Below are 23,862 nucleotides of genomic sequence, written 5' to 3' on the forward strand. Positions count from 1 at the left end.
AATCAGTTTATGAACGTTAGCTTCTATGTATTAACTGAGAATAAAGCCCAAGATTTCTTGGGCTTTATTTGTCAGCTGACCCAAACCGCGCTTAATAAAAGTAATCAATCATTGTTAATTCTTATCGACGATGATGAATTGCTATCGACGCTTGATAAGGCATTATGGGAGCAAGAGGCTACTAGCTTTATCCCCCATCAACGCCTTTTGAATGCTGATACTGATATCAACCATAAAGCGTTAGCGCCTGTACTTCTTAGCAATTATATGCCTGCTAACTTTAAAGGTATGGTTCTTAATACCACTATACATCCAGTAAGCACTTTTATGACAGCTACTATCAATGCGAAACCTACTCGTGTCCTTGAGCTGATAAAACCTGATGCAGCTAGTGTGCAAGAAGGTCGTCATAAATATAAAAGCTATCAACAACTCGGCTATGAGCTGACCCACTTTAAAGTTTAATTTCTCAAACCGATTTATTTATTACGATAAAATCATTCTTTTTGCCACATATAACGCCTTTTCTTTAGCTCTATCAGCCCAGTCAGATGCGGGTTAAAGGTAGGCGCTTATCCCAAAAAATGCTACCATCCTCCGATTATTTTTCTGTTTTCGCTATAAATATCTTATTTATTGACAAGGTTGAGGGTGTATAGATGCGTTCATTGATTGCGATGTACCAGCGTATAGGACTGGTACCGCTTATTATTATCGGTTTAGTATTAGGGGTATTAATAGGTTGGTTGGCACCAAATGTTGGTATTGCATTAGGATTATTGGGTACTTTATTTGTGGGGGCACTAAAAGCCGTCGCGCCGATACTGGTATTCGTTTTGGTCATGGCAGCCATTAGCCAACATCGTAGTGGCAACGAGGTCTATGTTAAACCCGTGCTGATCATGTATATGTTTGGCACTTTTTTAGCAGCGCTGACTGCTGTAGGGGCAAGCTTCTTATTTCCAACCGAGCTGGTTTTAGTCAATGCGGTAATTGAGCAAGTACCGCCAGCAAATTTAAAAGAAGTGTTGACCAACTTGCTGATGAATTTGGTCGCCAACCCCGTTCAGGCTATCGCTGAAGCCAACTATATTGGTATTTTGGCATGGGCAATTATCATTGGTTTTGCTTTACGTCAAGCGAGTGATACTGCTCGTACCGTGGTCGGGGATTTTTCTGATGCCATCTCACAAGTGGTAAAATGGGTTATTGCCTTAGCGCCTTTTGGTATTTTGGGTTTGGTTGCCAATACGGTTGCTGAGACAGGCTTTGAAGCTTTAGCTGGCTATGCACGCATCTTGATGGTATTGGTCGGTTGTATGCTATTTATCGCGCTAGTCGTCAATCCGCTCATTATCTTAGTTAAGACAGGAAAAAATCCTTATCCGCTCGTGTTTATCTGCTTACGTGAATCTGGTATCACTGCGTTCTTTACACGCTCATCAGCGGCAAATATCCCCGTTAATATGAACCTTGCCCGTAAATTGGGTCTACATGAAGACACGTATTCAGTGACTATTCCACTGGGTGCTACCATCAATATGGCGGGCGCTGCAATCACCATTAACGTTTTAACGCTTGCTGCTGCTCATACGCTCGGTATCGAAGTGACGTTTGCCTCAGCCCTGCTATTAAGCTTGGTAGCAACGATTAGTGCCTGCGGCGCATCTGGTGTTGCTGGTGGTTCATTGCTACTGATTCCATTAGCGGCAAGCCTATTTAGTATTCCAAATGACATTGCAATGCAAGTAGTCGCAATTGGCTTCATCATCGGCGTCATACAAGATTCTGCAGAAACTGCTCTGAACTCATCAACAGACGTCTTATTTACCGCTGCTGCTGATCCAAAATATGCTCGTTAATTTGCTATAAAATCGTATGCTTAAATGCTAAAGAGCCCAATCAATGATTGGGCTCTTTTTTATGATCGGCTTTTACTGTTCATTTAACTATTTTAATTGGTCAATCGTGACTTCAATAACAGGTGCTTGCATATCCAATTGGCGTTTTAGTTGGCGCAGTTGCTCGATTTCATCTAGCAGCTCAAGTATCAGACCAATTGCTGGCACGCTGGCTTCAAAGTCGCGACTTAGGCGGGACGCACGGCGCACAGTCGTCAGCTGATAGCCAGTAAACTGCTCGCGCTCTGGTACATCATATTCGATGATGTTCTCTTCAATCAGCTCGATCACCCACTGGCGCTCTTGACCACAGGCAGATATCAGCTCATCTAAGCTCATGATAATGTCATTAAATTCAGGCGAGTGTTTCATAGCGATTATCCTCGTTTTTCTTTATTTTATCGTTATCGTCTACATCTCTATTAGGGTATTAAACGGCTTTTATAAATCTATTTGTTTATCGCTCAATAGTTGTGTCAGTGAAGGCTTGTTTTAGTGCTTCATAAGCGTTGGTTTCCGCTTCACTATTGATATCCGGATTGACAATATTTAGGGTTAAGTACAAATCGCCTGCTTCTTTAGCAGGAATACCTTTGCCTTTTAGACGTAAATTACTACCTGACTTGCTATTTTTAGGGATAATTACACCCAGCGTGCCCGCTGGCGTACTAACATTAATTTTTTCACCCAGTGCTGCCTCCCATGGGGCGATGTTTACAGTTTGGTAAATATCTGCGCCTTCGATACGGATATTTGAAGCATGACTGATTTTAACCTTTAAAAATAAATCACCATTTTTACCATTACCACTGCCAGCCGCTCCTTGTCCAGCTAATCGAATTTGCTTGCCATCCGTAATGCCTTTAGGAATTTTAATTTTAAGGGTCTTATTATCGTAGCCCACACTGCCATTTGGCTGACGCACCGGAACATTTAACTTAATACTATAGTCATCACCGTTATAGACTGAAGCCAAATCAACCGTAATCTCGGCATGTTGATCTTGACCTTTGCTATCTTGGTTGCTAAAGCCGCCATATTGCGACTGACCACTATTTTGTCCGCGTGCGCCGCGTCCAAATGCCGAAAAAATATCATCGAAGCGGAAACCTCCATCGCCGTAAGCCTCACCTTCCCCAAACTGATCTTTGATATCTTCCCAACGGAAGCCGCCCTGACCAGCACCTGCTTGCCGGCCAAAACCGCTGCCTTGACCAGCAAAAGGATTGTTTAGCATCGCATCATATTCAGCACGCTTATCCTTATCTCTGATGGTTTCATAAGCATTATTAATCTCAGCAATCTTATTATCGGCATCTGGCGCATCGCTGACATCCGGATGATATTGACGGACGAGCTTACGATATCTTTTTTTAATATCGGCGTCTGAGGCGTCTCTTTTGACCCCTAAAATGTCATAGTAGTTTTTTTCTGCCATGTTATGTTCCTCAAAATAAGATCTATTAATAATAATGAAATGCCAATTGTAAACGCTAGTAATCGAAATTAGGTTGGCGATATAACAGATTGTGACCCTAGTCTACTTATAATGATAGCGCTAAAAAAACCAAATACCGTTATAGAAATATTACCAATATAGGGGATTCAACTTAAAAGCGATACCTTGCGCTCGCTATACATTATTATCGTCTCTGCTAGGCGGATAGTAGTATGCAAGGGATATTTTTCTCTGAAACATACTATTTAATACGAAAAATTTTTACTTTCAACTGATTTTATAATGAGAGAATCGACCAATACATTGTTTATATTGACAGCAATCTAAATATAGCAAAATAGGTATATATATCATAACTTACTGTTAAAACAGCGTTTTTGACCTAAAGAGTTTTTTTACAGAGCTGTAAGAATGTGAAAAGTTATTTCTTGTATGATGTTTTATATTATTTGTACTCATAGGGAGTATGCATAACATAGGCAAGAGTATCTGTCTATTTCTTCAATAGCCAAAAGGTTTTAAATGTCTTATTTAATCAAGTCTTTAGTCATCACTTTATCAATACTATTGAGCGCCACTGCTTTCGCCGGCAATACCAGCTACTACGGTAGCAAGTTCCACGGTAAGCGTACGGCAAGTGGTAGTATCTTCAATATGAACTCCCTGACAGCCGCACATAGAACGCTGCCGTTTGGTACGAAGGTACAAGTGACCAACAAAAAGACAAAGCAGAGTGTGATTGTGAAAATTACAGATAGAGGGCCTTTTATACGAGGTCGCATCCTTGATTTATCTAAAGCTGCTGCTGGTCAAATAAACTGTCAGCTTTGTACTACTACGATGGAAATCCTATCTTATGGTGATGGTCGATATCGTAGAGAGTAAGGCAATAAAGTAAAAAAAAGGGAAGGCGTAAGCCTTCCCTTTTTTAATGACTGAGTTTTATCGCTTGGTTTCGATTAAAAACCAATTGATAAAAACTTCACTATATTAGCCGATATTGGCTTCCATTTCTTCCAAGGTTGTCATTGCCAGTAGCAATTTTTCTTCATGTTGACCATGTTGTTGCTGTAGCGCGGTTTGCTCATTCAGCAATATCATCAAATCAGCCTTACGACTTTCTTCATAAAGATCCGTATTCGCCAGCTTTTCTTCTAACACCAGCAGCTTTCCATCAATTGTTGCCAAGGTCTTTTCTGTATTTTCAATATCACGGCGAATAGGCGCGGTTAATTTGCGTTGTTCAGCGGCCAGCTTGCGCTGCGCATCTTTACCCACTTGCTTGCTTGCTTGGCTACCTACTGAATTGGCATCTGTTTCACGTGAAACAAACTTCTTACTCTCTTTTTTGCTTTTCTTCTTACTGGTATTTTTGTCTTGCGAATTTTCTTGTTTACGTTTTTCAGCAAGCCATTTACCATAATCACTGATGTCACCATCGAACTCATCGATTTGACCATCATGTACCAAAAATAGCTCATCACAGACATTGGCAATCAACTCGCGGTCATGCGAGACTAGTACCACTGCCCCTTCAAAACCTTGCAAAGCAATCGTCAACGCCTGACGCATTTGTAGGTCTAAATGGTTGGTTGGTTCATCGAGTACCAGCACGTTCGGACGTTGCCAAACAATCAAAGCCAATGTTAAGCGCGCACGCTCACCACCAGAAAATAGCTCGCTTATGGTATCGATACGGTCACCACGGAAATCAAAGCTACCCAAAAACGAGCGTAACATCGCATCAGACGTTTTGCCTGCCAAACGACGCAACATCTCTATCGGCGTTGCCTTCGGATCAAGGATATCCATTTGATGCTGGTTAAAGTAGCCAAGCTTTAGCGTATCAGAAACGTTATAGCTGCCCTTTAATACGCCAAGCTCACCGACCAAGGCTTTAATCAAGGTCGACTTACCAGCGCCATTCATTCCAAGCAGCCCAATACGAGTATCAGGGGTAACTTGTACGTTTGCATTATAAAGAAGTGGCGTGTCGCTATAACCAATATCCGCATCGGTCAACTCAATCAATGGCGAGCTCATATTTGCCGGCTCATAAAAGCGAAACGAGAACGGGTTGTCTGCCATCATCGGCGACAGCTCTGCCATGCGCTCAAGCTGCTTGATACGGCTCTGCGCTTGCTTTGCTTTACTGGCTTTAGCACGGAAACGACGAATAAAGTCATCCAAATGTGCTTTGGTCGCTTCTTGCTTCTCAAAAGCTTGTTGCTGCTGCGCCATACGCTCATGACGGGTTCGAATAAACTGCTGATAGTTACCGGTATAAAGGGTGATTTTTTGTTGCTCAACGTGCAAGATATGACCAACGGTGTTATCTAAGAACGTTTGATCATGCGAAATCACGATGACCAAACCAGTAAAAGCATTAATCCACGTCTCAAGCCACAAGATAGCATCCAAATCCAAATGGTTGGTTGGTTCATCGAGTAGCATCAAGTCAGCGCGGCTCATCAAGGTCTTAGCAAGGTTTAAGCGCATACGCCAACCCCCTGAAAACCCTTCTACTGGCAGTTCGTGCTGGTTGGTATTAAAACCAAGACCCGCCATAATTTGCGCGGCTTTGGTTGGTGTACGATAGCCATCAATCTCATCAAACTGCTGATGCAGCACACCAATCTGCTCATCACTGACGCTGCTTAAGTCATTCAAAGTAGCATTAATCTCGTACCACTGCTCATCACCGCTTAGCACATAATCAATCGCCGTCTGTGTGGTCGCGCCAACTTCCTGCGCCATATGTGCCACATGCCAGCTATCAGGGATACTCACTTCACCCCTATCAAGGGTCACTTCGGTATCGCCGGTACCCATTCGTGTCAATAATAAGGCAAATAAGGTCGATTTTCCGGTCCCGTTATTGCCCGTTAAGCCAACTTTGTGGCCCGGATGTAGCTGGAAGCTTGCCCCTGCAAACAACTCACGACCATCACGGCGAACACCAACGTCTTTAAATTCGATCATATAATTTCTTCATCTCAGCGGTAATATAAAACATAAGGCAATAGGAAAAACACTTCTCTGGCGTGTTTACTGGCGGCTATTATTTCAAACGCCTAACCGATAGGCAAACAATTAAATAAGTATTTTAAATTCAAACCTTTATACTGCTACTAATTCCCTTGTATTAACAAACAACAAGGGGCATATATAAGTAGGTTATAATAGCAAATGCTACTGTTAGCCTTGACAAATCAATCATTAGCCCAACTATGTTATACTAGCAAAACACTATTGACATCAGGCAGTTAAGTGCTGATATTCTCAATTAAAGCCTAGTTACTATGCTGTCTATATCGCAGTGGTTGTCCAAAAATAGCGATACCTTGCATAAAGAATAGTGCAGTTGCCGGTAGGTCATGAATAGCAGCTATGAAAAGCTACTGGCAAGTCATCTTAGCCTGTATCAATAGACGACCTCGCATACGTGAAAATAATAACATCTGATTTTAGCAATTGAGGTAGATATGAATCAACCAGCCAACCAATTTAATCCAAGCTCAAGCCAACCTGTCGATCCAACGGTTCTGAACCTGACTGACAGTGCGGCGCAAAAAGTCCGTCGCCTGCGTGAAGAAGAAGGTGATAGCAACTTGATGCTACGCGTCTATGTGACGGGCGGCGGCTGTTCGGGCTTTTCTTATGGCTTTAACTTCGCCAATGAGCTCAATGAAGATGATGCCAACTTCGATAATAACGATGTGACCTTGGTCGTTGACTCATTAAGCTATCAATACCTGCAAGGCTCTACCGTTGATTATACCGAAGGTTTGGAAGGCGCACGCTTTATCGTAACCAACCCTAATGCGACGACCACTTGTGGCTGCGGCTCGTCATTCTCGATCTAAATACTCGCTTTGGTATATTTTAATATTCAATGACTATATAAAGAATTGTTTTGCTATGGCACTTATCCGATTGGTAGGTGCTTTTTATTTCAGATATTTTTCCTGTAAAAATTTGGGTGCATTGGCTATTGATAAAAATAGAATTGCCCTCCATAAAAGCTTTCAAGAAAATAAGCACAAACGATCAATTAAAGTCATAACTTTCTTAGGGCTTTACTGCTATTTTATGGCTAGATTTTCTGCCAAACAATGTGGAATTCACCTTCAGTAAAACTGACCGTATTTGTAATCGTGCGTGGTTTTTAGCCTGTCTTTGGGCTAAACTGAAGTCACTATTCTCTATTTTCCGATTAGCCATTGATGGTTTTTTAATCAATAATAACCAATAATAACCAATAACAACAGATGATCCTTATGAGTAATTTTGCGAGTAGCTTTGTCGATTTTGATATTCCAAACTGGTTTGCCAGCGAGCATTTAGCAGGCATGTTACGTGGTATCGAAAAAGAAGGATTGCGCGTTACGCCTGATGGTTATTTGGCCCAAACGCCGCATCCTGCCAAACTCGGCTCCAAGCTGACTCATCCTTTTATTACGACGGATTACTCTGAAAGCTTACTTGAGCTGATTACCGACCCCAAGTCATCACCAAAAGAGACGCTAAATATGCTGCGTCAGCTGCATCTATTGGTCTATAAAGGTATGCCTGAAGATGAGCTGATGTGGCCGCTGTCTATGCCTTGTATGCTGTCATCAAATGATGAAGATATTCCGCTGGCGGACTATGGTAGCTCTAACACGGGTAAATTGAAAACTTTGTACCGTAGTGGACTTGGTGTTCGTTATGGTCGCCGGATGCAGACAATTGCAGGTTTACATTATAATTTATCATTTGGTGACGATTTATTCACTGCATGGCAAACACAAACGCCTACTGCACAATCTCTGACATTAACACAGTTTAAAAACGATAAATATCTGGGTCTGATTCGTAACTTTAAGCGCCTGACCAGTTTGGTGCTGTATTTATTGGGCGCAAGTCCGAGTGTTTGCCCTTGTTTTGTTTCAGGGATTGAGCACGACCTTGAGATGTTCAATAATTCAACCTATTATAAACCAACTGCTACTAGCCTGCGTATGGGTAAACTTGGTTACACCAATAGTGTGCAAGAGCACCTTGATATCCGCTACAACAATTTGCCTGAATATGTCAAAGGTCTGCGCCGTGCGATTCAAACCCCGCACGAAAGCTTTGAGAAACTCGGCTTAGATGATGAGAATGGCAATCCTATTCAAATCAACAATCATATTTTACAAATAGAAAATGAATACTACAGCCCTATTCGTCCTAAACAAATAGCCATGAGTGGCGAAAGCCCAACTGAAGCACTTGAGCGTCGTGGTATCGCTTATGTTGAGTTTCGTGCGATTGATTTGGACCCTTATAGCGATATCGGTATCCGCTTATCTAGTGCCTGCTTTTTAGAAGTGATGGCGCTTTATTGCTTGCTTAGTGATTCCCCTGAATTAATGCCTGAGGAAGAAGATGCGCTCGCTATCAATCTTGAGCGCGTCGTTAATGAAGGTCGCCGTGACAATTTACAAATCCTTAATAATGGTGCCGAGCAATCATTAGAGAGCTGGATGCTGATGCATCTAAATCGTATGCAGCCGTTAGCGGCACTACTAGATGCACACTATGGCGGCAATGATTATCGTGCAGCAGTTGCCTTGATGCAAGGCAAAGCTGGTCACTCTGAGTCAACTATTTCAGCGCAAGTGAACTCTGATAGCAAGCGCTTGGGCAGTTTATGGCAGTTGGGCTTTACCTTAGCGCAGCAGCATCGCGACTCGTTATTGCAGCAGACGCTCAGTCCAAATACCCAAGCAAAATATGAAGTGCTCGCCGAAAAATCTATCTTACAACAAGCGGAGATAGAAGCAGCTGAAACAGAAGATTTCATGGATTTCTTGCAGCAGTATCGTTAATCTTTCATATCTTTCTGTCCTTTATTAACAAGCACTTTATAAGAGTATCTGCCCCATGCTACAGCTAACCACTTACCGCAATCTGCAAGTGTTTTTAGTCATAATGACCGCAATAGGCATGAGCTTTGCACTATTTTTCTTACAGCGTTATATGGGGTTCTCACCTTGTCCGCTTTGTATTTTTCAGCGGATTGGTCTGATGATCATGGGCGGGTTTGCTTTAATCGCCGCTTTGTTTCATCCAAAATCGATGGTTATCAGACTACTACTTTGGCTTGGTAGTTTAACGGGTATCGGCTGGGCGGCGATAGTCGCAGGACGTCATGTCTGGCTACAGCATTTACCAGCAGATCAAGTCCCGTCATGTGGTCCGGGTTTAGATTATTGGCTTGATACCTTGCCTATGCAGCAGGTATTAAAAGAAGTATTTGCGGGCTCTGGTGAATGCGCCTCTATTGACTGGACCTTTCTGGGCTTAAGCATCCCTGAACAATCCTTGATTTTATTTAGTATTCTCATACTGACCCATTTGCTTATCTTGTGGCGTATCGTACGTCCTGCTACTCCTAAGCCTCTCGCTCGATAAATAACGCACGGCGCGCTATTCATAGTTTCTCCATTTTTATCACATAATTTAACGAAATCAAGCTCGCAACGCGGGCTTATTGTCGTTACTCTAGTCGTTTTCGTTCTATGTGGTTTTTACGCTGATTTTAGAGTCAAAATGACATCAGTTGTAATTAGCAATATTGTTTAAAAATCTGCTCTGTGGTAATACTATGATAAATTTTTCGCCTGTATTTTCTGCTTCCTCGCTTAACAACCGCTGTCTACGCCTATTATTAGCCGTACCGGTCTGTATCGCCCTGGTGAGTTGTGACAGTGCCTCTTCTTCTACAAATAAAAATACCCAAGGTGCGCCGATTAACAGCGACCAAAGTAACGTTTCGAATAATGATGAGCCTGCCTTAGAAGACAATAGTGCTAAAGCATCAGCTAATGAAGACAGTGATCAAGAAGGACAGGCACTTATTGCAACAGCAAACTCGAATGATAATTCAGCACGTTCACCGATGATTTCAGCAGCAAATAGCGACAGTATGTTGCAAGCGACCTTGATGGGCGATTATGGTGGCGTTGTCCCTTGCCCATCTTGTGGCAGTATCGACCTCACGCTAAACTTATTCGCTGACGGTTCAGTATTGAAAACCAGTGTTTTTAATCAGGCTAAAACGCCGCAACCGCCTTTGATAGAATCCGGTGTCTATCGTCAAGACAATGATGTAATTACTATCGTTTATGAGAAAAAAAATATCGAAACCTATCAAATTCAAGACAATCACTTGATCATGATGGATGAGTATAAAAATCCTGATGAAAACTATGCTTTAGCACGTCAATAAATGCGTGAATGGCAACGCCATATAGCATCTTTGAGATGACACTAAATCCGACTACTTTATAATTTTGATAACGCCTATTTACTAGGCGTTTTTTATTGGTCAATGAACCATGATTACTTTACAATGAGCGCTTGCCTGCTGTGCTACGGTCGTTGGCTCAACATAAAAGAGTACTGGCTTAAATAGTAATTTGCTAAGATAAATATTAGCTCAGCCAAAATATAGCAATCTCTTTTATTGGCTTACGTTAGATTTTCATTCCTCTTATTCAAGCTCGTACGGAACGTCTATGCATATTCATATTCTTGGTATTTGTGGTACTTTTATGGGCTCACTGGCATTGCTAGCGCGTGAGCTTGGACATACGGTCACGGGCTCAGATGCCAACGTTTATCCGCCGATGTCTACCCAACTGGAAAACGCGGGCGTGACCATTGAGCAAGGCTATCTGGTAGAGCATTTGCAACCAGCACCAGATTTAGTCGTCGTTGGTAATGCCATGAAGCGCGGTATGGATGTCATCGAATATATGCTGGACACAGGTCTACGCTATACCTCTGGACCCCAATTTTTATCTGAGCAAGTGTTGCAATCTCGCCATGTCATCGCAGTGGCAGGTACTCACGGTAAAACCACGACGACGACCATGCTCGCGTGGATATTGCATTATGCCGGTATCGACACTGGGTTTTTAATCGGTGGTGTGCCACTTGTTGATACTGCTGATGCACACTTGCAGCAAGTCTTTGCTCACAGCAGTTATTTGGGTGCTGACAAAATTGATAATGACGATTCAGCAAATACTGGCTATTTCGTTATCGAAGCAGATGAGTATGATTCTGCATTTTTTGATAAGCGTTCAAAGTTCGTACATTACCGTCCGCGTACGGCTATTTTGAATAACCTTGAATTTGATCATGCGGATATTTTTGCGGATCTTGATGCTATTCAGACCCAATTTCATCATATGGTGCGCATGATTCCAAGCACTGGCAAAATCATTATGCCCACAGCGACTGCCAGCTTAGAGGAAACGTTAGCGAAAGGTGTTTGGACACCCGTTTGGCGGACAGCAGTATTGGACGCAGCGGCACATAATACCTATGCAACAGATAATACCCACGCAAAAGATAAGCATGTAAAAGATAGTAGCGATTGGCAAGCTGAACTTATCAGCGAAGATGGTGGTAAATTTGCGGTTAGTTTTGCGGCTGATATTGCTGATAAAGAAGCCACGGGAGTCGTCGATTGGTCGATGAGCGGCATTCACAATGTGAATAACGCCTTGGTTGCTGTCGCAGCGGCTTATAACATCGGCGTCAGTGTCAAAACTGCTTGTGCGGCGTTATCAGCATTTGCGGGTATTAAACGTCGGATGGAGCTTATAGGTAATGTAAATGATATCTTGGTCTTTGATGATTTTGCTCATCATCCAACGGCAATTACCACTACTTTGGATGGTGCTAAGAAAAAGCTAGCTGATAGACGACTTTGGGCAATTATTGAGCCGCGTAGCAATACCATGAAAATGGGTATCCATCAAGACAGCTTGGCTGAGTCCGCTGCTCTCGCCGACCATACATTGTGGTATGAGCCTACCGGACTTGAGTGGGGTCTAAAAGAAGTCATTAATAATGCCACTATCGCAAATCCAGATATTGGCAGCCAACAGGTACTCTCTAGCGTGGAAGATATCATTACTCATATTTGTACATATGCCAAGGCTGGTGATGCGATTGTGATTATGTCTAATGGCGGCTTTGAAGGTATTCATCAGCGTTTATTAACCGCTTTAGCTAATAGTTAGTCTGGCTCTATAACCCTGTAGAATAACAGGCGTAGCTGATTAATAATGAGCTACGCTTTTTTATTTCTTTTTATACCTATAAAAACTATTTCTACTTTGATAGAGACATACAGTCATTTCATTATCGACTTTACTACCTTTGTAACACCCCGTTTACCTATTTCCCCTGCTAAATAGCAAATATCGCTTTTTCCTCACAGAGCCCATACATAGGTAACATTTTTTGCTTATTTCTCAATGTCGATAATGTTTACAATGGATTCAACAAAATAAGTAAACCATTATAAATGATAGACACTTTAGGAGAATTGATATGAGCTTTATTTGGATGATTATTGTTGGTCTGGTTGCAGGTTTATTAGCACGTGCGATTAAGCCAGGTAGCGATCCTATGGGTTGGATTATGACGATTGTATTGGGTATCGTTGGTGCGATGCTCGGTGGTTTTGTTGCTGGCCTAATTGGTATTAATGCTGATGGCGGTTTCACTGGTCTAATCTTCTCAGTAATTGGTGCGATTATCTTACTGTTCATCTATGAGATGATTATGAGTAAACGTCGCGTATAATTGGACACAGCTAAATAGCTAATACATTTCAATAACGAATACATAAAATAAAGGTCTTGTGCAATCAAGGCCTTTTTTATTGTTTCAAATTCCTCTATCAATACATTATTACTATATTTTTCTTATATTTATCAGTCAGGATATCTCTCTTTAGCTATTGATAAGCATTACTTTTGTCCCCATTTATCTTATAATATCAAACCTATTTTTTATCTTTATCATTGAGGTGAGCCTTATGGCGTTACTCCCTATTTTAAGCTATCCCGACCCGCGTCTGCGTAAGATTGCAACGCCTGTCAAGGAAGTCACTGCTGAAATCAAAACCTTAATCACCGATATGATTGAGACCATGTACGATGCGCAAGGTATCGGTCTGGCTGCAAGCCAAGTGGATCACCATATCCAGCTTATCGTGATGGATTTATCAGAAGATAAAGACAGCCCAAGAGTGTTTATCAATCCAACAGTGACGCCATTGGTTGAAGAAAAGCAGCCGTATGAAGAAGGTTGTTTGTCCGTGCCAGACGTCTATGACAAGGTTGAGCGTCCAAACAAAGTGCGTATCCAAGCACTAGATGAGAATGGCGATAAGATTGATGAAGAAGTAGAAGGCTTACTTGCCGTTTGCATCCAACACGAAATGGATCATCTGAATGGGGTGATTTTCGTCGATTATTTGTCGCGTTTGAAACAGACACGTGCGCGTGATAAGGTGCGTAAAGTCCTTAAAATACGTGAAAAACAAGGCGAGCAATTGGCGGAAAAAGAGCCGCAGCCAGCAAATTCTTAATCTATTTCTTTGATAAGCTGATTGTCACATACGTTTATCGTCAAGTGGTTTTGTTATGGCTTGCTACGTTTTAGAGGCTGTCTGTTTTAGATACTGCACATAGCGCAGCAATAAGGCGATGATTAAACGCTTAGATTTTAGCGTAAAGAGTTTGGCTTTTATTATTAGTTCTGGTTAGCATCACTCCTTGTTAGCTTCATTCCTTGTTCTCATTAAATACTGTTTTTATTAAAGGTCTTATTATGATTAAAATCGACCAATATTTTGACCCTGCCGGCTGGCAGAAATTTACTAAAGCGGCTGAAGGTCGTGAAACACCATTTTTGGTGGTTGATCTTAATCGCATTAAAATAAAATATCATGAAATGGTTGGTTTTTTTCCTCATGCTAAAATCCATTATGCGATGAAAGCAAGCCCTGCTGTCGAAGTTATCAATCTGCTTGCTGAGCTTGGTTCAAACTTTGACTGTGCATCGATTTATGAGCTTGATCGCGTGCTTGACTGCGGCGTTGAGCCCTCACGTATCTCTTATGGTAATACCATCAAAAAGCCTGAACATGTCAAATACGCCTTTGAAAAAGGAGTTGATTTGTATGCGACCGACTCAGAAGCAGATTTAAAAAATATCGCAAAACATGCACCTGGCTCAAAAATATTTGTACGTATCTTGGTACAAGGGTCAGATACCGCTGAATGGCCATTGTCACGCAAATTTGGTTGTCACCCCAATATGGCGATTGAACTATTGATTCAAGCGCAAGAATTGGGCTTGGTACCTTATGGCATCTCATTCCATGTGGGCAGTCAGCAAAAAGACGTTGCCGCTTGGGATGATGCTTTAGCCAAGGTCAAATATATGTTTGACTGGATGAAGAACGAAGAAGGCATTAAGCTACAAATGATTAATTTGGGTGGCGGTTTTCCAGCAAACTATCTGAGTGAAGTCAATCCTATTAAAGTCTACGCTGAAGAGATTCAAAGCTACTTAAGCGATGACTATAGTGCTGAAGATATGCCAGAGATTATTTTGGAGCCCGGTCGCTCATTGGTTGGCGGTTCAGGCGTACTGGTTAGTGATGTGGTATTGATTTCTCGTAAATCGCATACTGATCTGACACGTTGGGTCTATACCGATGTGGGTTTATTTCAAGGTTTAATTGAAACCTTAGGTGAAGCTATCAAGTACCCCGTTTATACACCTAAAATGGAAACCTCAACCAGCGCGGGTACGGTGGTATTAGCAGGTCCTACTTGTGACTCAACTGATATTATGTATGAAGAGGCAGGTTATCAGCTACCAGAAGAGCTGGAGATTGGTGATAAGATATTTTGGTTAACTACGGGTGCTTATACCAACTCGTACTCATCTATTGAGTTCAATGGTTTTCCACCGTTAGAAGTGGTCTATGTTGACTAATTTTTGATAAATAATCGTTACTATAAAAAGCGCGGCATTGTGAATAACAGTGCCGCGCTTTTTTATGTTTATTTCGCTATAGTATTTATCATTAGCTACTGTACTAGTAGCGATATTGGCACATCATTGCTACGGCTGTTATTTTGGTTGCCACCATAACCTGTGGTCTGATTTTGGCTGTTTTGAGAGATTTTCCCGATAGTCACCCATTGTCCACGTGGCACAATAATGGTGCTATTCAATCTTTGCCCTTGCACGCTACTATTGTAACCATAGCGATTGTATGAAGGATTGGCGCGCACGAGCTTTTCTTCAACTTGGGTCAATTGTACTTCGACTTGTCCATTCGGTAACAGTCTTGGCGTGACCGCAATACCTTGGCTCGTTGGCAATAAGAGCTGCTGCTGGATAATAATCCTTCCTGCTGGACGGTTGTAAGCTGGATAGGTTGGATAACTATTGGCAGTATAGGTTTGATTTAGTGCGTAGAGTGTACCAGTGCTAATGCTGGCGGCACTACCTGACAAGGTTTGTACTTGATATAAATTATTTGTTTGTTGTTGGCTATTACTCTGGTTGATAATCCCTACGCCTTGAATACCGCTATTGCTGATAGTGACTCGACCTTGCTGAATATTATCCTGAGCACTGCTATTATTGCCAACACGCACAGCGACCGTCAATGCCTGTGGCTGACGGTCAATCTGTGCCAATAGCTTTTGTACTGCCTGATAGTTGCTGGCAGTGGTACGAAGCACTAGCTTATCTTGATAAGTCGACACCGTGCCGCCGTCGCGACTAGCATTTAACTGCTGACGAACGGAAGGTAGCAATGCATCACCGCCATACGTATGAATGACATAGGTTTGATAAGCAGCTGCTTGTACAACTATTGGCACTACAGTTAAACTTAGGATAAATGCTATCTGGCGTCCATAACTTATAGTTTTGGCAGTTTTTATAATAGCCAGCTTTCGACCAAAACTCGCTATCAGATTTTCACTAAACTTATTCATAATTGACCTCTAGCAATAGTTAAACGCTATCAAAAGCCATACTCAGTAGCTACCAAACCATGAGAAAAAATCTTAATAATTCAAATCTTGCTCGTTAAAGTCTAGTCATTCAAACCTAAGACATCCTGCATATTATATTGTCCAGCCGATTGCTGAACAATCCACGTAGCGGCACGCATAGCGCCAGCAGCAAAAGTCATTCTTGCGCGCGCGCGATGGGTAATTTCAACAACTTCGCCATCCGCAATAAACATCACAGTATGATCGCCGATGATTTCACCGCCACGTATCGCATGAATACCAATCGTACCTGCTTCGCGCTCGCCAGTTTGTCCTTCACGACCATAGACAGCGACGTCTTTTAGATTCTGTCCACGTGCTTCTGCTACAGCTTCTGCCATCATGTAAGCAGTACCTGATGGCGCATCGATTTTATGCTTATGATGCGCCTCAATGACCTCTACATCAGCATCAGTGCCAAAAGCTTTGGCAGCCATACCTAATAGCTTTAATGACAGATTAACGCCTGTTGAATAGTTACCCGCATAAACGATAGCAACTTGCTCACTCGCTTTTGCCAATACTTGCTCTTGCTGCTCATTAAATCCTGTCGTGCCGATAACCATAGCGACGTTGTGTTCAGCACAGACTTGCATGTTTTGTTCAGTAGCAACAGGCAAGCTAAAGTCAATCAATACATCAATCTTATTAATCACTGACCGTAAATCATCAACTATTTGCACATCCAATCGACCGACCGCAGCAACTTCACCCGCATCAGCTCCAACCAAACTTGAACCTTGACGCTCAATCGCTGCAGTTAATATCGTTTGTGGATTGTCTTGTATCGCTTCGATAAGCATACGTCCCATACGTCCACCTGCACCGATGACACCGACGTTAATCATTTTTTTATTCTCTGGCTGACTCATATAATTATCCTAAGTACTTTATTTTTAATACGCTGGTTTTTAAATTTATTAGGCTAAGTTTAGCAAATATCAGCTTATGAATGGTTTTTTATAGCACCAATAAAAAGCTCGATAGTTTCACGTGAAACTATCGAGCTTTTATCAGTTATTCATTCAAATACCAAATACTGTTAGTCAAACAAATCGCCAATCTTTTTAAAGAAAGATTTTTTATGTGGTGACTGCTGATGCTTACTATCACCATCCAGTGTATCTTGGAATTGACGTAGCAAATCTTTTTGCTCACGAGTCAGATTCACTGGTGTTTCGATAACCACACGGCAGATCAAATCACCTTTCATGGTCGTACGTACTGGTGTCACACCTCTACCACGGACACGTAATAATTTACCGCTTTGTGTGCCTTCTGCAACCTTGATTTTCACTTTGCCATCTAAGGTTGGGATTTCAACTTCTTTACCGAGTGCTGCATCAGTGATACTAACTGGCACATCCATATACAAATCGGCACCTTGACGGGTAAAGACGTTGTGCTGTTTGACACGTACTTCGACGTATAAGTCGCCGTTTTGTACGCCAGCGCCGCCCGCTTCGCCTTCGCCTGCTAAACGGACGCGATCACCATCATCAACGCCTGCTGGAATAGAAACTTCTAGCGTGCGTGACTTGTCTTTGACGCCATTACCATGACAGTCAGAACAAGGGTTTTTAATTTGTTTACCAGTACCGCCACAATGTGGGCAGGCCTGTTGAACGGCAAAGAAGCCTTGTTGCATACGAACTTGACCTTGACCATGACAAGTTTGGCAAGTCACGATATCAGAGGCATTTTTTGCGCCTTTACCATCACAAGTATCGCAAGGCGCAGGAGCTGTAAAGCTGATTTCTTTTTTGCAGCCGCGTACCGCTTCTTCTAAAGTCAGCTCAATCACATAACGTAAGTCTGAGCCGCGACGCGAACGCCCACCGCCGCCGCCACGTGACTGACCAAAGATATCACCAAAGTTGCCAAAGATATCACCAAAGATATCTTGGAAGTTCCCACCACCGCCACCGCCGAAACCACCACCGCCCATACCATTTTCAAAAGCAGCATGACCCATACGGTCATAGGCTGAGCGTTTTTCTTCGCTACTTAATACTTCATAAGCCATCGATGCTTCTTTAAATTTTTCTTCAGCATCTGGATCTTCAGAGTTACGGTCTGGATGGTATTTCATGGCAAGCTTGCGGTAGGCTCGCTTGATCTCTTTGTTATCAGCAGTCTTACTGACACCTAGTATTTCATAAAAATCGCGCTTACTCATGGGCTCTCCTATCGTCTTCACAGTCCACCGCTTGGTTGCTTTATCGTTCAATACTGCTCATCATCGCAAAAATGTTTCACATGAAACATAGCGGAAGACAGAGAACAGTGATGACAATCGTATAAATCTTACCAGCGAATACAGTGGGGTGCTGCTTAGTCAAATCAATTATTAAAAGTTTGCGCTATTTATGGAGATGGCAGCAGCATTTATCAAGTTGGCAGAAGTACAAAGTGTTAATTAGACTCTTTAGTTAATATTAAAAAGAATTCATTAAGGAATGAACAAAGTTTTTTATACCTCCATAATGCTCAGCCATGCTAGTATTTATCGCCATATAGATAGCGGTAGTCGAGTCCGTTTAAAGCATGAATGCCACTAAAGGTGATGCTCTTTTATTTTAAGCCAACTGTACTCGAACATTACTCTTTAAAGTCCTATTTATACTCATCGCCATTACGCTTGTATCAAGGTATCGATTTTATGAAAAAGCTGATTATTTTATTGATTGTCATTGCCGTTACTATCTATGCAGGCTCGCCTTATTACAGCGCTTATCAGCTTAAAAAGGCTTATGATGCCAAAGATGGTGCGACTATCGCGGCAGCTATCGACTATGAGCAAGTACGCCCAAGTATGCAAAACCAGCTCACTGAGCAATTTGCCGTGACCATGACAAAATACCCATTGGTCGCTGAGCTTGGCGGCGAGCCACTAAAAGAGGCAGCTAATGGTTTTATTATGCAAGCAGTCGCTGGTGCCATCACGCCGCAAAACATTGAAAAAGTTATTAATACCCAAGGTCAAGCCAACACTGCCACTAAAGAGCTGGCGGCAGCGTGGGCAATCGCTAGCAATCAAGTAGATTTAAAAAATCTCATTCAAAATCTGATTATTCATCGCGGTGATGTTAATGCTGTGGTCAAAAATCAGATGCAGCAAATCATGGAAAAGCAGGCTGATGAGCTTGAACAGCAGGCAGCCCAAGGGACTGACAGTGACAAACCTCAATTAAGTTATTGCGGCATCAACTGCTTCACCATCAGTGGTCAGGTAAAAGGCTATCCTTTGACTATAGAGATGCAGCGTGAGGGTTTGATGAACTGGAAAATCGTCGATATCGTCTTGCCGCAATAGACTCGCTACCATCAACTGTTATATGAATAAAAACCCGCCCTATGAGCTATATTCATAGGGCGGGTTTTATTTATTATTCAATATGATATCCATCATAACTATTATAGAAATATCACACTATAGAAATATCAACGACTTATTTTACTCCCAAGAATTCTAAAAACTCAGGACTCTCAAAGCTCGCTTGAAACAATACGCCATCTTCACGATAAATAGCAGGAGTTGCCATTACGGCTAAACCTGCCGCTTTTTCACGATTGCCTGCCACATCATCAGTTTTGCAAGATGCAGGCGCTGGTGTCATCTTGCCATGTAGCATCGCCTGATCAAGCGCTTTACGACGACTTTCCTCATTACCTTGGCACCAGATACCGCGCATTTGCTCAGGCGATGCTTCATAAATCGGATAACCAATGGTTTTTATCGTCACGCCTTTGGCATTAAGCATCGGCATCTGCTTATGTAATCTGCGGCAATAAGGGCAATTGACATCCGTTGCTACGTAAATCACCGCTTTTTCAGCACTAGTGGCAGGATAGGTAATCAGCTGCTTAGTATCCAATGTGGTTAGGACAGATTGATTTTTAAGCTTTTCAAAGCGGTTATCAAGCCCAGTAAACTGACCATTTTCGATGACTGATATCTCACCATCGGTGATGTACTGGGCGTCATCTGATAACAAGAACGGTACGCCCTCTAAAGTCGCACCCCAAATCACACCCGGTACTGCAGTGTAAAAGAACGGTGTTTTGTTACTCATGTTCTTAAGCGCGCCCATATTTGCCAATATGTCAGATTTGATACTGGCACTGACAGGCTTACCTATTTGCGCGCTGTTGCTACGCGCTGGCGTTTTGGTTACTACTCGCTTGCTTGGATTCTTTTGCAGCTCGCCTTGAATGACATATTTACCATCTTCAGTAATATGCAGTGGCAATTGCTCAGCCAAATTGACTTGATACATATTGGGTAATTTAGAGGGTACAATCGAGGTTATCTGCGTTTTGATACCTGCTTGAGTCAGCAATTGGCGCAAACGGCTATCAACAGATTTACTGACTGTACCAATAGCTTTCGTATTCTGACCAGCTTGGGCACTGTGGTTAACCTTTTGGCTGACTGTTTTATTGGTCATATCGGCAGTGTTCGGCTGCGCGCAAGCAGTGGTTGCTAACAACATAACACCAATCAAACTTGCGGAGTTTAATACAGGGAGTTTCACAGAGACCGTCCTATCTGGTTTTTAATAATGATCGTTATTCACTCATGCCTATTTAATAAAAGAGCAGTAAATAACATTATGTAAAAATATAGATTAAAAAAGATAGGCTGACTGTAGCACAAGGAGGGGTTTTTCAAAGTATTAAAGACTTAATTTTGCAAAACTGCTACTGAGCTTTAAGAGATAGGCAACACAGGCAGCCGCTAATGCTAATTGACAGAAATAACTGAGTAGCAGAACGCAAAAAGCAGCACACTATTGAGTGGCTGCTGATTTTGGAGTAATTTTTCTAAAGCATAATTTTATAACCTAATCGGCTATAACTCTAAAATTTTGCTACTTCTTCTGGTGTTAAGAAGCGACTGTCACCTTTTTCCAATCCGTCTAAAGTAATATGACCGACACTAGCACGATGTAGCTCAACCACTCTATTACCGAAATAGCCCATCATACGTTTTACTTGATGGTATTTACCTTGCTCTAAGGTTAAACGCGCATGAGTTTCATCGATGAACTCGAGGGTCGCAGGCTTGGTTTCTTCGTGGTCACCTTCTAAAAGGATGCCTTCAGCCACTTCTTTAATAGCATTGGCTTGAGCATCACTATCCATAGCATCTGCTAACGTCAACTCGTAGACTTTGGCATGTTCATGCTTTGGGCTAGTTACGCGATGTAGCCAACCGCCATCATCACTAATGAGCAATGCACCAGTCGTATCAACATCAAGACGCCCAGCAATACGTAAACTGCCAAGTTCTGGCACCGCAATAAGGTCAGTGACGATTGGGTATTCTTTAGCCTTTAGGGTACATTCAAAGCCTTCTGGTTTATGAAGCAAGATATAGCGATTGCCAGTGGCGACCGACAATGGCTCGCCTGCCCACTGTACATCGTCATTAACGATATCGACATGTACACCGGGATCTTTAATGACTTGCTCGTTTACTGTGACTTCACCAGCGTGCAGAATTTTTTTAGATTCTTTACGCGACAGCTCAGTGGCTTTACTCAGAAATTTATCTAGACGCATACGATTTGCCTACCATCCGTTTTGGGATACTCACTCTCAATCAAAGACCAACGATGCATGCACGTGCACGTCTGTTGTTGGCTATCTTCAATGGTCAGAAGTGGTACTATAATGAAAAATGAAATTTACACTGCGCCAAATACGGACAACAGTGAAAGTTAGACAAGTTTACCATATCCAACCTAAGCCTGATGAAATATGAGCTATCAAACGCTAAAACGTGTCGTCACTGCACGCTTAGAAATCAAAAAATCTGCCTTTATTACCTATGCTTATCCAGTGACCTCGCGTGAGCAGGCAATGTTTCATGTGGAACAACTACGTGAGCAATATGCTGATGCCCGTCATCACTGTTGGGCGTATATTATTGGCGATCCCAATAACACCACCAGCGCAGGGTTTGATGATGATGGCGAGCCCAATGGCACCGCAGGACGACCGATATTAAACGTCTTGCAACATAAATCTATCGGCAATGTCATTATTATCGTTGTCCGTTACTTTGGTGGTATCAAGCTCGGTGCTGGCGGTTTGACTCGTGCTTATGCAGGCTCAGCGCAAGCGGCAGTCGATGAGATGATACTAAGTCCTTATGTTCCTATGATCACAGTACAAATACTGGCAGAATTCGCCACCGAAGCCCAGTGCCGCTATGTCGTTGAGAGCTTAAACGGCAGCATAGATAATGTCGCTTATAGTAAGCAGGTTACCTTGACTGTGACGCTCGCTGAGGCAAATATCGAGCACTTAAAAGAACGTCTTGCGATGGATGGACGCGTATTAGATAAGTCATAAGAATTAAATGAGTAATCATGCGTTCACTGAAAACCATTGGTTTTGACGACGACCTTGGATATGATAAGGCACTGATTTTCAAAGACGATTTTTTAACAAACATAAAATAAGACTGAAATATGCCAACCTCTAAGTCGACAAAACCATTCGCACCTGCCCCTTTTAAACCGCCGTTTTGGCTCACCAATCCGCACTTGCAAAGTATTTTACCGAAGTTTTTTGCGCCAAAAACACCGAATTACCGACGCGTGATTAAACAAGATTCACTTGGCGAAACTGATATCGCTTATGACTTTTATGATGCTCATCCTGTCCAAGATTCAGAAAATGGCAAACTTGAACAAACACCATTAATCGTACTATTTCATGGGATGGAAGGCAGCAGTGATAGCCATTATGCGCGTGCGTTAGCGTATCAAATGCACGCGCAAGGCTGGCATTTTGTCGTCGCTCACTTTCGCAGTTGTGGTGGTATTCCCGCTAATGGCAAAGTGTTCTATAACGCTGGTGACACGGGCGAGGTGCATCATATGTTAGAGAACTTACACGAGAATTACGCCCATATTTATGGGGTTGGCGTGTCACTTGGCGGTAATGCCTTGGCAAAGTATATGGGTGAATATGGTGATGAGGCGCTATGCGACGGCGCTGCGGTAATATCTGCGCCAGTTGATATGTCGTCGGCTGCTATTACGATGCATAGCTTTTTGAGTCATCGTATCTATACCCCTTATTTGCTCAACCCGATTATCAAAAAAGCCTTGGCAAATGAAATTACTGCAGACAAGATTGCTTCTATCAAAGCGGTAAAACGCATTAGCGATTTTGATAATATCTTCACTGCGCCTAGGCATGGTTACCGCTCTAATAATGATTACTACCACTCATCCTCTGCCCTACCTTACTTAAGGAATGTCACACACCCGCTGTTACTTATTAGCGCCAAAGACGATCCCTTTATTGGTTTTACTGCTACGCCCAATGATGTCTCAGACAGTGTTACCATATTAGATACGGTACACGGTGGTCATATCGGCTATTTGCGTTATCGTACAAGCAATAGCAATGTAAAAACTCCAAGTAAAAAATCAAAGTTTGATATCAACTGGATACCTGAAACCGTGAGTGCCTACTTTAATCATATTGGCCTGCCATCTAATAAAACTAGATAAATTATAAAATAAAAAACATCATTTTTATCTTTAAGTATTTTGAGACTGCT

Annotated in this window: 22 protein-coding genes; 14 read left to right on the forward strand and 8 right to left on the reverse strand. The window is 42.3% G+C overall.

Going from position 1 to position 23,862, the window contains the following annotated elements; all coding sequences use genetic code 11:
- Positions 1–9: 9 nt before the first annotated feature.
- Entirely contained in the window at positions 10–465 is a 456-nt protein-coding gene (locus VLA57_RS07440) for a DNA polymerase III subunit chi (protein WP_133103989.1), read from the forward strand.
- A 194-nt stretch (positions 466–659) separates the two neighbouring features.
- Positions 660–1,862: a serine/threonine transporter SstT gene (sstT, locus tag VLA57_RS07445; protein WP_011512424.1), complete on the forward strand. Its 1,203-nt coding sequence runs from the start codon at positions 660–662 to the stop codon at positions 1,860–1,862.
- 87 nt (positions 1,863–1,949) lie between these two features.
- Here sstT and VLA57_RS07450 read toward each other — a convergent pair whose 3' ends face one another.
- Together VLA57_RS07450 and VLA57_RS07455 are read right to left on the reverse strand one after the other, a co-directional pair.
- Positions 1,950–2,273: a chaperone modulator CbpM gene (locus VLA57_RS07450; RefSeq protein WP_011512423.1), complete on the reverse strand. Its 324-nt coding sequence runs from the start codon at positions 2,271–2,273 to the stop codon at positions 1,950–1,952.
- Between the two features lie 85 nt (positions 2,274–2,358).
- Positions 2,359–3,339, reverse strand: coding sequence for a DnaJ C-terminal domain-containing protein (locus VLA57_RS07455; RefSeq protein WP_333954749.1), 981 nt, complete (start codon positions 3,337–3,339; stop codon positions 2,359–2,361).
- A gap of 543 nt (positions 3,340–3,882) precedes the next feature.
- Between VLA57_RS07455 and VLA57_RS07460 the strand changes: the two genes are divergently transcribed.
- Positions 3,883–4,245, forward strand: a complete 363-nt coding sequence (locus VLA57_RS07460) for a septal ring lytic transglycosylase RlpA family protein (RefSeq protein WP_011512421.1) — start codon at positions 3,883–3,885, stop codon at positions 4,243–4,245.
- 105 nt (positions 4,246–4,350) lie between these two features.
- Here VLA57_RS07460 and VLA57_RS07465 read toward each other — a convergent pair whose 3' ends face one another.
- On the reverse strand, positions 4,351–6,342 hold the full coding sequence (locus tag VLA57_RS07465) for an ATP-binding cassette domain-containing protein (RefSeq protein WP_133103991.1): 1,992 nt from the start codon (positions 6,340–6,342) through the stop codon (positions 4,351–4,353).
- Between the two features lie 503 nt (positions 6,343–6,845).
- Between VLA57_RS07465 and erpA the strand changes: the two genes are divergently transcribed.
- The 8 genes from erpA to VLA57_RS07505 all read left to right on the forward strand — a co-directional run bounded on the left by erpA (position 6,846) and on the right by VLA57_RS07505 (position 15,201).
- On the forward strand, positions 6,846–7,226 hold the full coding sequence (gene erpA / locus VLA57_RS07470; protein WP_011279349.1) for an iron-sulfur cluster insertion protein ErpA: 381 nt from the start codon (positions 6,846–6,848) through the stop codon (positions 7,224–7,226).
- Positions 7,227–7,631: 405 nt separating this feature from the next.
- On the forward strand, positions 7,632–9,215 hold the full coding sequence (gene gshA, locus VLA57_RS07475; protein ID WP_442968865.1) for a glutamate--cysteine ligase: 1,584 nt from the start codon (positions 7,632–7,634) through the stop codon (positions 9,213–9,215).
- A 55-nt stretch (positions 9,216–9,270) separates the two neighbouring features.
- Positions 9,271–9,801, forward strand: coding sequence for a disulfide bond formation protein B (locus VLA57_RS07480; protein WP_133103993.1), 531 nt, complete (start codon positions 9,271–9,273; stop codon positions 9,799–9,801).
- Between the two features lie 193 nt (positions 9,802–9,994).
- Entirely contained in the window at positions 9,995–10,618 is a 624-nt protein-coding gene (locus tag VLA57_RS07485; RefSeq protein WP_181209327.1) for a copper resistance protein NlpE N-terminal domain-containing protein, read from the forward strand.
- Positions 10,619–10,907: 289 nt separating this feature from the next.
- Entirely contained in the window at positions 10,908–12,425 is a 1,518-nt protein-coding gene (mpl, locus tag VLA57_RS07490) for a UDP-N-acetylmuramate:L-alanyl-gamma-D-glutamyl-meso-diaminopimelate ligase (RefSeq protein WP_133103995.1), read from the forward strand.
- A gap of 313 nt (positions 12,426–12,738) precedes the next feature.
- Positions 12,739–12,993: a GlsB/YeaQ/YmgE family stress response membrane protein gene (locus VLA57_RS07495; RefSeq protein WP_011512415.1), complete on the forward strand. Its 255-nt coding sequence runs from the start codon at positions 12,739–12,741 to the stop codon at positions 12,991–12,993.
- Positions 12,994–13,228: 235 nt separating this feature from the next.
- Positions 13,229–13,783 (forward strand): peptide deformylase, encoded by a 555-nt coding sequence (gene def / locus VLA57_RS07500; protein ID WP_333954750.1) that lies wholly within the window; start codon positions 13,229–13,231, stop codon positions 13,781–13,783.
- Positions 13,784–14,025: 242 nt separating this feature from the next.
- Positions 14,026–15,201, forward strand: coding sequence for a type III PLP-dependent enzyme (locus VLA57_RS07505; RefSeq protein ID WP_011512413.1), 1,176 nt, complete (start codon positions 14,026–14,028; stop codon positions 15,199–15,201).
- Positions 15,202–15,296: 95 nt separating this feature from the next.
- Here VLA57_RS07505 and VLA57_RS07510 read toward each other — a convergent pair whose 3' ends face one another.
- From VLA57_RS07510 to dnaJ, 3 genes are all read right to left on the reverse strand, one after another.
- Positions 15,297–16,217, reverse strand: coding sequence for a hypothetical protein (locus VLA57_RS07510; protein WP_333954751.1), 921 nt, complete (start codon positions 16,215–16,217; stop codon positions 15,297–15,299).
- A gap of 101 nt (positions 16,218–16,318) precedes the next feature.
- On the reverse strand, positions 16,319–17,149 hold the full coding sequence (gene dapB / locus VLA57_RS07515; protein WP_333954752.1) for a 4-hydroxy-tetrahydrodipicolinate reductase: 831 nt from the start codon (positions 17,147–17,149) through the stop codon (positions 16,319–16,321).
- 170 nt (positions 17,150–17,319) lie between these two features.
- The gene (gene dnaJ, locus VLA57_RS07520; RefSeq protein WP_011512410.1) at positions 17,320–18,456 is read right to left on the reverse strand and encodes a molecular chaperone DnaJ; all 1,137 of its coding nucleotides are present in this window, start codon (positions 18,454–18,456) and stop codon (positions 17,320–17,322) included.
- A 483-nt stretch (positions 18,457–18,939) separates the two neighbouring features.
- Between dnaJ and VLA57_RS07525 the strand changes: the two genes are divergently transcribed.
- Entirely contained in the window at positions 18,940–19,593 is a 654-nt protein-coding gene (locus VLA57_RS07525) for a DUF2939 domain-containing protein (RefSeq protein ID WP_333954753.1), read from the forward strand.
- 136 nt (positions 19,594–19,729) lie between these two features.
- Here the strand turns inward: VLA57_RS07525 and VLA57_RS07530 are convergent, their stop codons facing one another.
- A complete protein-coding gene (locus VLA57_RS07530) occupies positions 19,730–20,815 on the reverse strand; it encodes a disulfide isomerase DsbC N-terminal domain-containing protein (protein ID WP_133103999.1) in 1,086 nt (361 codons plus the stop codon).
- A 325-nt stretch (positions 20,816–21,140) separates the two neighbouring features.
- Positions 21,141–21,845, reverse strand: a complete 705-nt coding sequence (locus tag VLA57_RS07535; RefSeq protein ID WP_011512407.1) for a pseudouridine synthase — start codon at positions 21,843–21,845, stop codon at positions 21,141–21,143.
- 198 nt (positions 21,846–22,043) lie between these two features.
- Here VLA57_RS07535 and VLA57_RS07540 point away from each other — a divergent pair, with 198 nt between their 5' ends.
- Together VLA57_RS07540 and VLA57_RS07545 are read left to right on the forward strand one after the other, a co-directional pair.
- Positions 22,044–22,640: a YigZ family protein gene (locus tag VLA57_RS07540; RefSeq protein ID WP_133104000.1), complete on the forward strand. Its 597-nt coding sequence runs from the start codon at positions 22,044–22,046 to the stop codon at positions 22,638–22,640.
- A gap of 119 nt (positions 22,641–22,759) precedes the next feature.
- The gene (locus VLA57_RS07545) at positions 22,760–23,812 is read left to right on the forward strand and encodes a YheT family hydrolase (protein ID WP_133104001.1); all 1,053 of its coding nucleotides are present in this window, start codon (positions 22,760–22,762) and stop codon (positions 23,810–23,812) included.
- Positions 23,813–23,862 lie beyond the last annotated feature (50 nt).

Origin of the sequence: Psychrobacter sp. S4(2024), from assembly GCF_036861305.1 — a bacterium.
GTDB lineage: Bacteria > Pseudomonadota > Gammaproteobacteria > Pseudomonadales > Moraxellaceae > Psychrobacter > Psychrobacter cryohalolentis.